This window comes from Bradyrhizobium sp. AZCC 1719 (assembly GCF_036924525.1).
Lineage (GTDB): Bacteria > Pseudomonadota > Alphaproteobacteria > Rhizobiales > Xanthobacteraceae > Bradyrhizobium.
The window spans coordinates 3,095,203-3,110,086 of record NZ_JAZHRU010000001.1 but is presented as its reverse complement, the minus strand read 5'-3'; the positions used below and the strand labels follow the sequence as shown (position 1 = coordinate 3,110,086).

The 14,884-nt window shown below is 63.1% G+C and carries 10 protein-coding genes; 6 read left to right on the top strand and 4 right to left on the bottom strand.

Annotated features, from left to right (window positions below; all coding sequences use genetic code 11):
* The first annotated feature begins 2 nt into the window (after positions 1 to 2).
* The 3 genes from glgX to treY are packed head-to-tail and all read left to right on the top strand — an operon-like array spanning position 3 to position 6,620.
* On the top strand, positions 3 to 2,078 hold the full coding sequence (gene glgX / locus V1292_RS14700; protein WP_334373440.1) for a glycogen debranching protein GlgX: 2,076 nt from the start codon (positions 3 to 5) through the stop codon (positions 2,076 to 2,078).
* Positions 2,075 to 3,826: a malto-oligosyltrehalose trehalohydrolase gene (gene treZ, locus V1292_RS14695; RefSeq protein ID WP_334373438.1), complete on the top strand. Its 1,752-nt coding sequence runs from the start codon at positions 2,075 to 2,077 to the stop codon at positions 3,824 to 3,826. Before glgX ends, treZ begins: the two co-directional genes overlap by 4 nt.
* A 4-nt stretch (positions 3,827 to 3,830) precedes the next feature.
* Complete coding sequence (treY, locus tag V1292_RS14690) at positions 3,831 to 6,620, top strand: malto-oligosyltrehalose synthase (RefSeq protein WP_334373436.1); 2,790 nt, start codon at positions 3,831 to 3,833, stop codon at positions 6,618 to 6,620.
* Positions 6,621 to 6,624: 4 nt separating this feature from the next.
* Here the strand turns inward: treY and V1292_RS14685 are convergent, their stop codons facing one another.
* Positions 6,625 to 6,936 (bottom strand): polyhydroxyalkanoic acid system family protein, encoded by a 312-nt coding sequence (locus tag V1292_RS14685; RefSeq protein ID WP_334373435.1) that lies wholly within the window; start codon positions 6,934 to 6,936, stop codon positions 6,625 to 6,627.
* Between the two features lie 166 nt (positions 6,937 to 7,102).
* On the opposite strand from V1292_RS14685, the gene V1292_RS14680 reads away from it, so the two are divergent.
* A complete protein-coding gene (locus V1292_RS14680) occupies positions 7,103 to 7,267 on the top strand; it encodes a DUF3309 family protein (RefSeq protein ID WP_082645846.1) in 165 nt (54 codons plus the stop codon).
* A gap of 259 nt (positions 7,268 to 7,526) precedes the next feature.
* Here the strand turns inward: V1292_RS14680 and ligD are convergent, their stop codons facing one another.
* The gene (ligD, locus tag V1292_RS14675; protein ID WP_334373431.1) at positions 7,527 to 10,193 is read right to left on the bottom strand and encodes a DNA ligase D; all 2,667 of its coding nucleotides are present in this window, start codon (positions 10,191 to 10,193) and stop codon (positions 7,527 to 7,529) included.
* Positions 10,194 to 10,292: 99 nt separating this feature from the next.
* On the opposite strand from ligD, the gene ku reads away from it, so the two are divergent.
* Both ku and V1292_RS14665 read left to right on the top strand, forming a co-directional pair.
* Positions 10,293 to 11,177, top strand: a complete 885-nt coding sequence (ku, locus tag V1292_RS14670) for a non-homologous end joining protein Ku (RefSeq protein ID WP_334373429.1) — start codon at positions 10,293 to 10,295, stop codon at positions 11,175 to 11,177.
* 123 nt (positions 11,178 to 11,300) lie between these two features.
* Positions 11,301 to 12,908: an AMP-binding protein gene (locus V1292_RS14665; RefSeq protein ID WP_334373427.1), complete on the top strand. Its 1,608-nt coding sequence runs from the start codon at positions 11,301 to 11,303 to the stop codon at positions 12,906 to 12,908.
* Here V1292_RS14665 and V1292_RS14660 read toward each other — a convergent pair.
* Complete coding sequence (locus tag V1292_RS14660; protein WP_334372408.1) at positions 12,905 to 14,023, bottom strand: IS630 family transposase; 1,119 nt, start codon at positions 14,021 to 14,023, stop codon at positions 12,905 to 12,907. The genes V1292_RS14665 and V1292_RS14660 overlap by 4 nt on opposite strands.
* A gap of 246 nt (positions 14,024 to 14,269) precedes the next feature.
* Complete coding sequence (locus tag V1292_RS14655; protein WP_334373425.1) at positions 14,270 to 14,875, bottom strand: pyridoxamine 5'-phosphate oxidase family protein; 606 nt, start codon at positions 14,873 to 14,875, stop codon at positions 14,270 to 14,272.
* Positions 14,876 to 14,884 lie beyond the last annotated feature (9 nt).

Here is a 14,884-nt window from a genome sequence, read left to right as displayed (position 1 = left end):
GCATGCGACTGTCCGCGGGAAGCCCCGCCCGCCTCGGAGCAAGCTGGGACGGCAGGGGCACCAACTTTGCGCTGTTCTCGGCCAATGCGGAGAAGGTCGAGCTTTGCCTGTTCGACGGCCAGGGCCGCCGCGAACTCGAGCGAATCGAACTGCCCGAGCGCAATGAGGACGTTTGGCACGGCTATCTCAACGACGTCTCGCCTGGACAGCTCTACGGCTATCGCGTCCACGGCCCCTACGCGCCGGAGCGCGGACACCGCTTCAACGCCAACAAGCTGTTGCTCGATCCCTATGCCAAGCGGCTCGCCGGCAGGCTGGTGTGGAGCGACGCGCATTTCGGCTATCGAACGGGGAGCGCGCGCGAGGATCTTTCGTTCGACCGCCGCGACAACGCGCGCGGCATGCCGAAGGCGGTCGTGGTCGACGAGACCTTCAACTGGGGCCGCCGCGAGATACGGCCGAATGTCGCCTGGGAAGACACCGTCATCTATGAGGCCCACGTCAAGGGCCTGACGCAGAGGCGCGACGACGTGGCGCCGGGCTGGCGCGGCACCTATGGCGGGCTGTGCTCGCCGGCGATGATCGACCATCTCAAGCGGCTCGGCGTCACCACCATCGAACTGTTGCCGATCCACGGCCTGATCGACGACCGGGTGCTGGTGGAAAAGAAGCTCTCTAACTACTGGGGCTACAACACGCTGGCGTTCTTTGCGCCGGAGCCGCGCTACGCACAGGACAATGCGCTCGATGCGTTCCGCACCACGGTGGCGCGGCTGCACGACGCCGGCATCGAGGTGATGCTCGACGTAGTCTACAACCACACCGCCGAAGGCAATCATCTCGGCCCGACGCTGTGTTTCCGCGGCATCGATAACGCGTCCTATTACTGGCTCAACAAAGAGCATCCGCGCTACTATGACGACTTCACCGGCTGCGGCAGCTCGGTGAACCTCACCCATCCGCGCGTGCTGCAGATGGTGATGGATTCGCTGCGCTACTGGGTCGAGGTCTGCCACGTCGACGGCTTTCGCTTCGACCTCGCCACCACGCTGGCGCGCGAGCCGAACGGTTTTGACCGCAATTCCGCGTTCCTCACGGCCGTGCGGCAGGACCCGGTGCTGGCAACCGTAAAACTCGTCGCCGAGCCATGGGACCTCGGCCTGGGCGGCTATCAGGTCGGCGCGTTTCCCTCGCAATGGTCGGAATGGAACGATCGTTATCGCAGCGCGCTACGGCGCTACTGGAGCGGCGAAGGCAGCCTGATCGGCGAGGTCTCGCGCCGCATGACCGCCTCATCCGACCTGTTCCATCATGACAACCGAGCAACGCGCGCCAGCATCAATCACATCACCGTCCATGACGGTTTCACGCTGACCGACCTGTTCAGCTACAACGAGAAGCACAACGAGGCGAACGGCGAGGACAATCGCGACGGCTCCAACGACAACCACAGCAACAATTGCGGCCATGAGGGCCCGACCACTGACGCCGCGATCGTGGCGCTGCGCCGGCAACTCCGCAGGAACCAGTTCGCCTGCCTGTTCCTCGCGCAGGGGACGCCCTTGATGCTGGCCGGCGACGAGGTCGGCAATTCGCAGAACGGCAACAACAACGCCTATTGTCAGGACAATGAGATCGGCTGGGTCAATTGGGACAATCTCGGCAAGCCAGGCGACGACCTCACCGATTTCGTCGGCCACATGACCGCGCTGCGCCGGCGCTTCCCGCAACTGCGCTACCAGCGCTGGCTCTCCGGGCGGCGCAAGGACGGCTCCTACGGCGTGCTGTGGCTGACGCCGGCAGCCGAGGAGATGCAGGAAGCCGACTGGAATTTTCCGGAAGGACGGTTCCTTGCCTATGTGCTGGGGCCTTTGGAACCAGGTCAGCCGCCGATCTTTATCGTGCTGAACGCTGCGCCCGAAGAGATCGCTTTCAAGTTGCCGCAGATGCCCGAATACAAGAGCTGGCAGCAGGTACTGAATACGACCGAGGCCGTGCTGGCCGCCGCCGAATTCGCCTCGGGCGTCGAAACCAGCGCGCCGCCGCGATCGGTGCTTGTCTTTGCGGGCGCGGCATGAATGACCGGCAATTCGGCCCGCTTCTGACAAACTACGGCGCGCGGTTTCGGCTGTGGGCACCGGCGGCCAAACGCGTCGAGGTGATGCTGGAGCAGCCTCACGCGATGAGGCGCGGCGAGGACGGGTGGTTCACGGCCGATATTGCCGGTGTCAAAGCCGGCGCACGCTACCAATTCCGCATCGATGACGAACTCGATGTCCCCGATCCAGCTTCGCTGTTTCAGCCCGAGGACGTTATCGGGCCGAGCGAGGTGATCGATCATGACGCATATCGCTGGCGGGCCGCAAGCTGGCACGGACGGCCGTGGCAGGAGGCGGTGATCATCGAGGCGCATGTCGGCACCTTCACTGCGGAAGGCAGCTATCGCGCCATGATCGACAGGCTCGACCATCTCGTAGCCACCGGCATCACCGCATTGGAATTGATGCCGCTGGCGGATTTCGCCGGCTCCCGCAACTGGGGCTATGACGGCGTTTTGTGGTACGCACCCGACAGCTCCTATGGCCGTCCCGAAGATCTCAAGGAGCTGATCGACGAGGCGCACCTGCGCGGGTTGATGGTGATGCTTGACGTCGTCTACAACCATTTCGGCCCCGAAGGAAATTATCTCGGCCGCTATGCGCCCTCCTTCTTCACCGAAGCCCACACGCCATGGGGCAGTGCGATCGACTATCGCGTCAGGCAAGTCCGCGCCTTTGCGATCGAGAACGCGCTCTCCTGGCTGCGCGACTACCGCTTCGACGGGCTGCGGCTCGATGCCGTCAACTCGATCGTTGAACCGGGCGGGCTGTCGCTGCTGCGCGATATCAGCGCCGCTGCCGGCCAATTGGCCGCGGAAACCGGCCGGCACATTCACCTCGTGCTGGAGAACGGCGACAACCGCGCCAGCATCCTGGATTCCGTCCAGGACCAACCACACGGCAAATACCGCGCGCAATGGAACGACGATTACCATCACGCCTGGCGCGTGCTGATGACCGGCGAGAAGCAGGGCTATTATGGCGATTACCAGCGCGCGCCGAGATCGGATATCGCCCGCTCGCTGTCATCAGGTTTCGTCTACCAGGGCGAGCCATCGGCTTTTCGCGGCGTTAGGCGTGGCGAGCCGAGCGGCCATCTCGCGCCGACCGCCTTCATCAACTTCCTGCAGAACCACGACCAGATCGGCAATCGTGCGCTGGGCGACCGGCTGGAAGGCAACGCCGACGCGCGGATGATCGAGGCGGCGCTTCAGGTCCTGCTGATCGCGCCTCACATCCCCATGCTGTTCATGGGCGAGGAATGGGGCTCGACGGTCCCCTTCCCCTTCTTCTGCGATTTCGGCGGCGAACTCGCCGATGCGGTTCGGAAGGGCCGCCGCATCGAATTGGCCTGGGCCTATGCGGAATATGGCGATGACGTCCCCGACGCGCTCGCCGCTTCGACCCGCGATTCCGCCGTTCTCGACTGGGATGGCCGCGACGCTCCGGCGGGGCGGAAACGCCTGACCATGGTGCGAAACCTATTGCAGCTCCGGCGGCAGGAGATTGTGCCGCGGCTGGCCGGCGCAGCTTTTGGGAAAGCAGACGCGGAAAGCAACGGATTGCTGACCGCCGATTGGCGCATGGGCGATGGCACCGCACTTCGCCTCACCGCCAACCTGTCGGAAAGGGCCGTCAGCCACGGCGAAGCTGCAGGAACCCTGATCTGGGGTAGCGAGTTGGGCAATAGCGTCCCGCCATGGTCGGTGCACTGGCGCATCGGATAGGAAAATGCCCCCGGCGATCCCGATCGCGACCTACCGCCTGCAACTGTCGGCGGATTTCGATTTCGACGCCGCCGCTTCCGTGGTGCCCTACCTGAAGGCGCTCGGCATCACCCATCTCTATGCATCGCCCTTCACGCGCGCCCGCAAGGGCAGCGCGCATGGCTACGACGTCATCGACCATGCCCAGTTCAATCCCGAGCTCGGCGGCGAAGCCGGCTTCGAACGGCTGAGCGCCATGCTGCAGCGACACGATCTCGGGCTGATCCTCGATTTCGTGCCCAATCATGTCGGCGTGCATTTTGACGATAATCCGTGGTGGCTCGACATGCTGGAGTGGGGGCCTGCCTCGCCGCACGCGGCCTCCTTCGACATCGACTGGGAACAATTGCCGTATCGCGCCCGCGGCGGGGTGTTGCTGCCGATCATCGGCTCGTCCTACGGTCAGGCGCTGGAAAACGGCGAGATCGAACTGCGCTATGACGCCGGCGAAGGCAGTTTTTCGGCTTGGTACTTCGAGCATCGGCTGCCGATCGCGCCGGAGCGTTATGGCGAAATCCTGCGTATGGTCGTCAAGGAAGCAGGCGCAGAGGAAAGTGCGCCCGGCAGGGCCATGCTTGCGCTGGCCTCCCGCTATCAGGGGCCGCGACGCCCCAACCGCAAGGAAGCACCTGCCTTCAAAACCGAATTGAAGGGCATCACGGGAGCCGCCGAGATCATCGCGCGTGAGCTTGCAGCCTATCGGGCCGGGCCGGATCGCGCCGCTGCAACGCTGGCGCTGCATCATCTGCTCGAACGCCAGCACTACAAGCTCGGCCACTGGCGGCTCGCTTCCAGTGATATCAATTACCGGCGCTTCTTCGACATCAACACGCTGGCGGGCCTGCGCGTCGAGGACACCGGCACCTTCGAGGCGATCCATCGCCTGGTCAAACGGCTGATTGCGGAGGAAAAGCTTGCAGGGCTGCGGCTGGATCACATCGACGGCCTGCGCGATCCCGTCCAGTATTTCCAGCGCCTGCGCCGGCTGATCCGCGATGGCTTTGGCGGGCGGAGCAGGCCCTTCTACGTGGTGGTCGAGAAAATTCTCGGCGAGCACGAAAAGCTGCCGCCGTTCGCCGGCGTTCACGGCACCACCGGCTATGAGTGGCTGAACGCGATCACCCATGTGCTGACCGATGGAAGCGGCCTGGAGCCGCTCGACGAGGTCTGGCGGCAGATCAGCAACCAATCGCCAAAACTCGAACCGATCCTGCGAGATGCAAAACGTCGCGTGCTGGAAACGCTGCTGACCAGCGAGTTCACGGTGCTGACGCGCCTCTTGTCGCGGATTGCCAGCGGACATTATTCCACCCGCGACTATTCCGTCGACAGCCTGCGGCAGGCGCTCGAACTCTACGTGTTGCACTTTCCGGTCTATCGCACCTACCTGACAGCGTCGGGCCCATCCGCGCATGACCGCCAGTTGATAGCAGGGACGATCGAGCGGGCGCGCGCCGACTGGTTTGCCGCCGATGACGGCATCTTCGATTTCCTGCGCGACGCCCTGACAATGGACCTGATCAAGTCCGGGCGCACACATCACAGCGCGCCGCGCGTGCGCCGGTTCGCATTGAAGATGCAGCAGTTCACCGGGCCGATGATGGCAAAGTCGCTGGAGGACACGACGTTCTACCGCTACCACCGCCTGCTTGCCCTCAACGAGGTCGGCGGCGACCCCGCCGCAAAGGCGCTTTCGGCCGGCGAATTCCATGGGATGATGCAGTCCCGCGCCGGCGCATCGCCGCACGGCATGACGGCGACGGCGACGCATGATACCAAGCGCGGCGAGGATGCGCGTGCGCGCATCCTGGCGCTTTCGGAAATTCCAGGCGAATGGACCGGCACGGTGGCCAGATGGAAACTGCTCAACGCGCCGCATCTGCTCGCCGATGGCGATCTGCGCGCGCCCTCGGCAGCGTTCGAATACATGCTGTATCAGGCGCTGGTGGGGGCATGGCAGCCGGACGACGCTTCGTTCGTGGACCGGATGCAGGAATATGCGCTGAAGGCGGCGCGCGAGGGCAAGCAGGAAACGAGTTGGCTCAATCCCCACGCGGCCTACGAGACGGGTGTCAAGAGCTTCATCGCGAAGATTCTCGATCCCTCATTGTCGGGCGAATTCCTGAATTCCCTGCAGACACTGGCGCAGCGGCTCTCGTTGCTGGGCGCCCTGAACTCGCTCAGCCAGATCACGCTGAAGACGACGATACCGGGCGTGCCGGACTTCTATCAGGGCACGGAACTTTGGGATTTTTCGCTGGTCGATCCCGACAACCGGCGGCCCGTCGACTTTGCCGAACGCGCAGGCCGGCTGGGCGCGGTGGAGAATCCGGATTGGGATCGGCTGGTCGAGAAGTGGCCGAGCGGTCATCTGAAGCTGGCCTGGACACGGCATCTGCTCAAGCTTCGAACCGAGCTCGCCGATACGTTCACAAGCGGCGATTACGAGCCCTTGGAAGTGAGCGGACCGCGTCGCGATCATTTCATCGCGTTCGCCCGCCGGCGAGGCCGCGAGGCTGCGATCGTCGTGGTCACACGGTGGTTTGCGCCGTTTACCGATGGCGGCAGACATTGGCCCGGTCCGGAAAACTACGACGCCGCGCTGAACGTCGGCGGCTACGCGATGGAAGGTTTTGCCGACGCCGATGCTGCGCAATTGCGCCTGTCAGACCTGTTGACGCATCTGCCGGTCGCGGTGCTGAAAGCCAGGTACAATGGCGCGACAGAACCCGCACCAAGGCGCCGTCGCGGCTGATGCGTCAGCTTTTCTTGGTCAGCAGCAACTGGCCGCGGCTGCGGATCGCGGCCTGGGCCGCTTCGGCAAAGCGCTGCAACAGCCATGGCAGCACCACTTCCACCTGCACGTGATCGTCGGCGACATCGACATGGCCTGCCGCGCCTTGCCCGAGGGCGCTCACGTGGAAGATCATGCGGTTGTCTTCCCAGCGCTCCTCGTCGACACTTAGCATCGGTACGCTGGAAGCGGCGCGCGACAGTCCTGTCTTGAGGCGGCGCATCGCCTCCTCGCGGCCCAGACTATGCGGGATGGAAACCACGAGCGGTTTGGTCATCGTTGAAAAATCCTCCCTGATCTAGCTGCATGTAATTGTACGCGGTTCGAAAGTAAGGGACGACAGTACAATAGCCTCGCAGACCGGAACTTTCGTGATTCACGCTTGTTACTTTCCGTGAAGGCAGGATAGACACACGCCCCCGCTTCGGGCTGAGGAGAGATTTATGTCTATCGGCACAATCCTTCTGATTATTCTCATCATCGCGTTGCTCGGCGGCTTCAGTGGCATCGGCGGCGGCCCGTTCTATGGCACCGGATATTACGGCGGCGGCGGACTGGGTCTGGTGATCGTGATTCTGTTGATTCTGCTGCTGCTCGGGAAGATTTAGATCAAGCGTCGAGAATCGTAGGGTGGGCAAAGGCGCACTTGCGCCGTGCCCACCTTTCTTGTTGAGACAAAGATGGTGGGCACGCTGACGCTTTGCCCACCCTACAGTTCAAATGAAGACCGTCATCACCCGCGAAAGCGGGTGATCCAGTATTCCAGAGACATCCATGATTGAGCCGATGAGCCGCGGCGTACTGGATACCCCGCATTCGCGGGGTATGACGACCGTGGTGTGTTGGTAGCGGTGGCCGAGCGCCACGCTACTTCCCCGCCAGCTTCTTGATCGCCGGCTTGATCGACGCTGCTGCGTCATCGTAGCCGTCCCACGCTTTCGTCTTCGCCAGTAGCGACGGCACGGTGCGGATCGTATACTTCTTCGGATCGAGATCGCCGCGCACCTGCGTCCAGGTCAATGGCATCGACACGGTAGCACCCTCGCGCGCACGGGGCGACAAGGCCGCGATCGCCGTCGACATCCGGTCGTTGCGAAGATAGTCGAGGAAGATCTTTCCCTTGCGCAGCTTCTTCGACATGTTGAGCAGATAGCGCTCGGGATCATCGTTCGCCATCCACTGGCAGATACTTTGCGCGAAGGCCTTGGCCTCCTTCCAGGTGACCTTGTCCCTTGCACCATGGAGCAGCGGCGTCACCACATGCAGCCCCTTTCCGCCGGTGGTCTTGCAGAAGCTTTCGAGACCAACAGCGGTCAACCGCTGGCGCATGTCTTTTGCCGCTTCGATGACGTCGGAGAATTCAACATTTGGCGCGGGATCGAGATCGAACACCAGACGTCCCGGCGTGTCGTAAGCGTCTGGCGCACAATTCCAGGGATGCAATTCGAGGCCGCCGATCTGCGCCACCGCAGCCAATCCCTCGACCCGGTCGATCTGCAGATAGGGCTTGCGGTCGCCCGAAACCTTGGCCAGCTCGAATAGGTTGGACGCGCCCTGCATGGCGTGGCGTTGAAAGAATTTCTCGCCATGGATGCCGTCGGGCGCGCGAACGATCGAGCATGGACGGCCCTTGAGGTGGCCGATCATCCATTCGCCAACAGCCTCGAAATATTGCGCAAGGTCGAGCTTTGTAACGCCCTCGCCGTCGCCGGCGTCGGGCCACAGTTCCTTGTCCGGCTTTGAGATCACCACGCCCATGACGTCGCCGGTCTTGTTCGTTGTTGCGGGCGTTGCCCGCACCGTCCTGCCCTTGCCCTTGCCGGGCTTCGGCTGCGCGACGCCTGCCTTGGACGGTGTTTCCGCCTCCACCTCCTCGGCCGGCTTGTCCTGCCGCAGGCCCTTGAACGCGGCCTGACGAATGTTTCCATCCGCCGTGAAGCCCGCGAATTCGATCTCGGCGACCAGTTCAGGTTTCAGCCAGTGCACGTCGCGGGTTTTCTTTGGCGCGTTCTTGCCGCCGAACGGGTTCTTGTCGGAGGCGGCTGCCTTCAGCGCCGGCATGATGCGGCGGACCTTGTCCTGCCCGAAGCCGGTACCGACCATACCGACGAAGACGAGATGATCGCCGCGGTAGACGCCGGCCATCAGCGAACGGAATTTGCCGTTGGTGGTCTTCCAGCCGCCCAGCACCACCTCGTGCCCGGCGCGGCATTTCGCCTTGGTCCAGCTCTCGGTGCGGCCGGAGCGATAGGGCACATCGAGTTTCTTGGAGACGATGCCTTCCAGTTCGAGCTTGCAGGCCGATTGCAGGACGGCATCGCCGCCGCTTTCAAAATGCTCGACATAGCGGATCTGCTTGTCTTTGCCCTTCTGCGCCTCCAGCAATTTCTTCAACCGCGCCTTGCGGTCGCCGAGCGGCAGCTTGCGAAAATCTTCACCATTGGCGAACAGCAGGTCGAACGCATAGAAGATCAGGCTCTCGCTGTCGCCGTCCGACAGCGCCGCCTGCAGGGTCGAGAAGTTGGGCGCGCCGTTATGATCGAGCGCGACGATCTCGCCATCGATCAGCACGTCGGGAAGCGATTTCGCTTCCTTGGCGATCGCCTGGAATTTATCGGTCCAGTCGAGGCCTTTTCGGGTGTAGAGCACCGCATCGCCGTCCTCTACCCGCAATTGCACCCTGTAGCCGTCGAACTTGATCTCGTGACACCAGCCCGCGCCGCCGGGCGGCCTCTCGACCACCGTGCAAAGCTGCGGTGCGACGAAATCGGGCATCGCCGCGACCTGCTTCGGCTTGACGGCTGGCGCGGGCGCTCGCGTCTTGATCTCCGGCGCGGCCCGCAAGGCGGCCGTCTTCCGCAAGGTCCGCGCTTCGGCGGCATCGCCGCGGTTGGATTGCCAGACCGCATCGGCCTTCGTCTTCGTGGCCAGCATGAACGGCTTTGGCGCCTTGCCCTTGCCTTGCGCGATCTGCTCCATCGGGCGCCCGGAGGCAACCGAACGGTCCTCGTCGAGAATGTCGTTATCCTCGCCTTCCCTAACGAATTCGTCACGGTGCTTGATCAGGAGCCAGTTGGTGCGCTTGCCGCCGTAGCGGTCGCCCCGCATCCGCACCAGCACCCAGCTTCCATGCAGCTTGTCGCCATGCAGGGTGAATTTCAGGTCGCCCTTCTTGAAGCCGCGATCGGGATCATCGGACTCCCAATAGCCCCGGTCCCACAGCATCACCGTGCCGCCGCCGTACTGGTCTTCCGGAATAGTGCCTTCGAAATCGCCGTAATCGAGCGGGTGGTCCTCGACCTCGACCGCGAGCCGCTTGTCGTGAGGGTCGAGTGACGGCCCCTTGGTGACGGCCCAGGATTTGAACACGCCGTCGAATTCCAGCCTGAGATCGTAGTGCAGCCGGCTTGCATCGTGCTTCTGAATCACGAACCGCCGCTCTCGGGCGGGCGCGACCTCGACGTCGCCGGAGGGCTCTGCCGTTTTGCCGAAATCGCGCTTCCTGCGGTACGTGCTGAGCTTCTTCAACGCCACGGCCACACCTCGATCAAAACCGCCCCGCGGCAACACCCGGAACGAAAACCCATACTAACCGTTGAAGTTCCCAAACCCAAACTGCGCCCGGAGATTGCAATGGCCCCCCGCGCCTACTGGAAAGGCTCGCTGAAGCTCTCCTTGGTGTCATGTCCGGTTGTGCTGTATCCGGCCTCGACATCGGTCGAGAAAACCCGCTTTCACATGATCAACAAGGAGACCGGCAACCGGCTGAAACAGCAGATGATCGATGCCGAGACCGGCGACGTCGTCGAGAGCGACCAGAAAGGCCGCGGCTATGAGCTGAAAAAGGGCCAGTATGTCGAGATCGAAAAGGAGGAACTGGAGGCCGTCCAGATCGAGAGCAATCATACGATCGAGATCGACAGTTTCGTGCCGCGGGACGAAATCGACAAGCGCTACTTCAACCACCCCTATTACATCGCCCCTGACGGCAAGGTCGCGGTCGATGCCTTCGCCGTGATCCGCGACGCCATGAGGGATGAGGAACGGGTGGCGCTGGCGCGCATCGTGCTGACAAACCGCGAGCACGTCATGGCGATCGAGCCGCTCGGCAAGGGCCTGCTCGGCACCACGCTGCGATATCCGTACGAGCTGCGCGACGAGGACGACTTCTTCGATGACATCAAGACACCGAAGATCACCAAGGACATGGTCGAACTTGCGGGCCATATCCTGCAGAGCAAGGCCGCGCATTTCGATCCCTCAAAATTCAAGGACGAATATGAGGACGCGCTGAAGGCGCTGGTGCGGCGCAAGGCTTCCGGCAAGCCGGTCAAGGTCGCCGAGCCCGAGGAGAGGCCGGACAACGTCATCAACCTGATGGACGCGCTGAAGGCGAGCTTGAAAGGCAAGGGAGCGACGAAACGGCGCGCCCAAGCCCCGGCCTCGCGGCGGGCGCCTGCGCGGCGGACAGCAAGGAAAGCGCACCGGTCCACAGCCAGGCACCGCAAGGCGGGCTAACGCAGGCATATCCGCGTCATTGCTCACGCGCACCCTCCCGCTTGCATTACCCGAAGCCGGAAGGCATTTTCCCTTGGGAACTGACGCCACCGAGGATAACGGCGCCGGACCGGGGAGGAATGCATGGCATTGACGAAGTCGCACGTCGCTGGACCGACCACGCCTGCGGTACGGGAGATGACATTCGGCGATCTCTTGCGCAAGGCGGCTGAGGCCGCGCCCGATCGCCTCGCCCTGATCGCGGGCGTGCCTGACCCGGCGCAGCGGCGGCAATGGACCTACACACAGTTCTATCGCGAAGCCCAGCGCACCGCCCGCGCGCTGCTGTCGCGCTTCAAGCCCGGCGAGCGCATTGCCGTCTGGGCGCAGAACATCCCGGAATGGATGATGCTCGAATTTGGAGCCGGCATGGCGGGCATGATCCTCGTCACCGTCAACCCGGCCTTTCGCGCCCGAGAAGTGGAATATGTGCTGAAGCAGTCGCGCTCGGCGGGCGTCTTCGTCGTCAACGGTTTTCGCGGCAATCCGATGCTGGAGACCGTGCAGGCGGTGGCGCCGAACTGCCCCGAGCTGCGCGAGATCATCTGCTTCGACGACTGGAATGCCTTCATCGCGGCTGGCGACGACGAGGGCATCAACCTGCCGGCCGTCAGCCCCGACGATCCCGTCATGATCCAGTATACGTCGGGCACGACCGGCTTTCCGAAAGGCGCCCTGCTCCGCCATCGCGGGCTGCTGAACAACGGTGCCGATACCGCCGACCGGATGGGCGTCGACGACGGCGACGTCTTCGTCACCACGATGCCCTTGTTTCATACCGGCGGGTGCGTCTGCTGCGTGATCGGCGCGGTATCGAAAGCCGCAACCCAGGTGCTGGTCGAGGCCTTCGAGCCCGGCCTCGTGCTGGAGATGCTCGGGACCTATCGCGGCAACGCCATGCTCGGCGTGCCCACCATGCTGGTTGCGATGCTGGAGCACCCGACATTCGCGGCGACCGATCTGTCCTCCGTCAAGGCGATCTGCTCCGGCGGCTCGACAGTGCCGGCCTCGCTGGTGCGGCTCCTGGAGGAAAAGCTCGGCGCACCCTTTACGATTGTTTTCGGCCAGACCGAGTGCTCTCCCGTCGCAGCGCAGACCCGCACCCATGACAGCGTCGAGGACAAGGCCAACACGATCGGCCTGCCGCTGCCCAATATGGAAACCAAGATCATCGACCCCAACACCGGCGAGACCGTTCCGATCGGCACGATCGGCGAGTTCTGCACCCGCGGCTATCACGTCATGATCGGCTACTTCGAAATGCCTGATGCGACTGCGGCTGCGATCGACGCCGACGGCTGGCTGCACACCGGCGATCTCTGCGCGATGGACGCGCGCGGCTACTGCACCGTGGAAGGCCGGCTGAAGGACATGATCATCCGTGGCGGCGAAAACATCTATCCGCGCGAGCTGGAAGAGTTGCTGTTCAAGCACCCCAAGGTCGGCGAAGTCGCCGTCATCGGCCTTCCCCACGAGAAATGGGGCGAAGAGGTCGCAGCCTTCATCCGCCCGGCGCCCGGCGCCGCGATCGACAAGGAAGAGCTGATCACCTACATGCGCGCCTCGCTCGCCCCGCACAAGACGCCAAAGCACTGGTACGTCGTGGATGCATTCCCGCTGACCGGATCGGGCAAGATCCAGAAATTCAAGCTGCGGGACGCCTGCACCAAGGGCGAGATGACGGCGATCTAGTGTCCTGAACCAGAAGTTCGCAACATCTGGGCGTGGTTGGCCGAGACATTGTATCGGCAGAAGCGCTCGATGGAAGCAAGGATGTCATCGGCTGATTTGGTCCATCGGAACGGCTTGGGATCGGCATTGTGTCGGTCGATGAACGAAGTGATGTCAGCCCTGAGGGCGGCGACACTGCGGTAGACGCCGCGCCTAATCTTCTGATCCGTGAGGAGCGCGAAGAAGCGCTCGACCTGATTGAGCCATGACGAACTGGTCGGGGTCAGGTGCACGTGCCAACGCGGCCTTTTGGCCAGCCATCGCCGGATCAGCGGAGTCTTGTGCGTAGCGTAGTTATCCATGACGAGATGGACGTCGAGTTCGCGCGGCACGGCGGCCTCGATCTCATCGAGGAACTTGCGGAACTCGGCGGCACGGTGCCGTCCGTAACACTTGCCGATGACCCGTCCGGTCGCAATGTCGAGGGCGGCGAACAGCGATGTGGTGCCGTGCCTTCTGTAGTCGTGGCTCCTTCGGGCCGGCTGGCCGGGACGCATCGGCAGCATCGGCTGACTGCGGTCCAGCGCCTGGATTTGAGACTTCTCATCCACACACAGGACGATGGCGTGCTCCGGCGGCGAGACGTAAAGGCCCACGACGTCGCGCACCTTGGCCACGAAGTTCGGATCGGTCGAGAGCTTGAACGTCTCCAGCCGGTGCGGCTGGAGCCCGAAGGCCCGCCAGATGCGTTGCACCGTCGACACCGACAGGCCGCTGGCCTTCGCCATGCCGCGAGAACTCCAATGGGTGGCGTTCTCGGGGCAGCTCTCCAGCGTCCGCACGATCACAGCTTCGATGCGGGCATCGTCAATCGTGCGTGGCGCTCCGGAGCGTGGTTCGTCATACAACCCGGCCACACGCTGCTCCACAAAACGCCGCCGCCACTTTCCTACCGTCGCCCGGTCCAGGCCCAGCTTGGTTGCCACTTCCTTGTTCTGGCCGCCTTCCGCACAGGTCAGCACGATCCGGGCTCTCAGAGCCAGCGCCTGCGCCGTCTTCCGCCGCATGGTCAGCGACTTCAGTTCGGCACGCTCATCATCGCTCAATATCAGGGGGACAAGTCGCTGGACCGCCATTGGATGCTCCGTCGCTGTTTGCCCTTCCTTTGGCACAGCGACGCGAATCTAACGCGACTCTAAGATTGCGAACTTGTGACTCGGGACACTAGAGCATGATGAGATCAGGTTCGGCCCGATGCTGCGCTGACCGCCCAAACAAAATATCGAAAACAACCCCATGCAAAGTAGCCGTCAACAGCCAGCGTAGCAGGCGATCGACTGAACCTAATCTCATTGGACACTAGATCACCCGGAGATCGCCCTTTAGCCCTTGAATGTCGGCTGCCGCGGATGGATGCAGTCCTTGAAATCCGCAAAGCCCTTCCACGCCGGCTCCGGCGCGTCCTGTCCGGCTTGAGGCACATAGATCGACGGCTCGATCGAACTCATCGTCGGAATATAGCGCGGACAGTTCGGGAAGATCGCGCGCGCGGTGACGCGAACGATGAGCTGCGCACCGACGGTCTCCGACAGCAGCGGATCGCTGTCGCTCACGCTGGCGCGGCCGTTGACCCGCAAGCGCCGCGGCTTTCCATGCATGGCGATGAACAGCAGGCCGACATCTGGATTGACGACGATGTTGCCGAGACTCTTGAACATGCCGTTGCCGTCATAGTCGGGAAATGCGAGCTCGCAAGGCCCGGTGATGCGCACAAACCCTGGCGCCCCGCCCTTGAACGAGCAATCGGGCCGGCCTTCGGCATCGGCCGTCGCCAGGAAGAAATAGGGCAGGCCTTCGATGAACTGCTTGTCGTCGGCCGAAAATTCCTTGCGCATCAGCTTCTCTTCCAGCCGGTCCGAAATCCGGCGGCTGTCGAACCGGTCCTGCAATTGCCTGTTGCCTTCGTGATACATGACGCTCTCAGCCATGACCGTGCG

Coding starts and splice junctions, on each gene's coding strand:
- glgX (WP_334373440.1), top strand. CDS start 3: ATGCGACTGTCCGCGGGAAGCCCCGCCCGCCTCGGAGCAAGCTGGGAC.
- treZ (WP_334373438.1), top strand. CDS start 2,075: ATGAATGACCGGCAATTCGGCCCGCTTCTGACAAACTACGGCGCGCGG.
- treY (WP_334373436.1), top strand. CDS start 3,831: ATGCCCCCGGCGATCCCGATCGCGACCTACCGCCTGCAACTGTCGGCG.
- V1292_RS14685 (WP_334373435.1), bottom strand. CDS start 6,936: ATGACCAAACCGCTCGTGGTTTCCATCCCGCATAGTCTGGGCCGCGAG.
- V1292_RS14680 (WP_082645846.1), top strand. CDS start 7,103: ATGTCTATCGGCACAATCCTTCTGATTATTCTCATCATCGCGTTGCTC.
- ku (WP_334373429.1), top strand. CDS start 10,293: ATGGCCCCCCGCGCCTACTGGAAAGGCTCGCTGAAGCTCTCCTTGGTG.
- V1292_RS14665 (WP_334373427.1), top strand. CDS start 11,301: ATGGCATTGACGAAGTCGCACGTCGCTGGACCGACCACGCCTGCGGTA.
- V1292_RS14660 (WP_334372408.1), bottom strand. CDS start 14,023: ATGGCGGTCCAGCGACTTGTCCCCCTGATATTGAGCGATGATGAGCGT.
- V1292_RS14655 (WP_334373425.1), bottom strand. CDS start 14,875: ATGGCTGAGAGCGTCATGTATCACGAAGGCAACAGGCAATTGCAGGAC.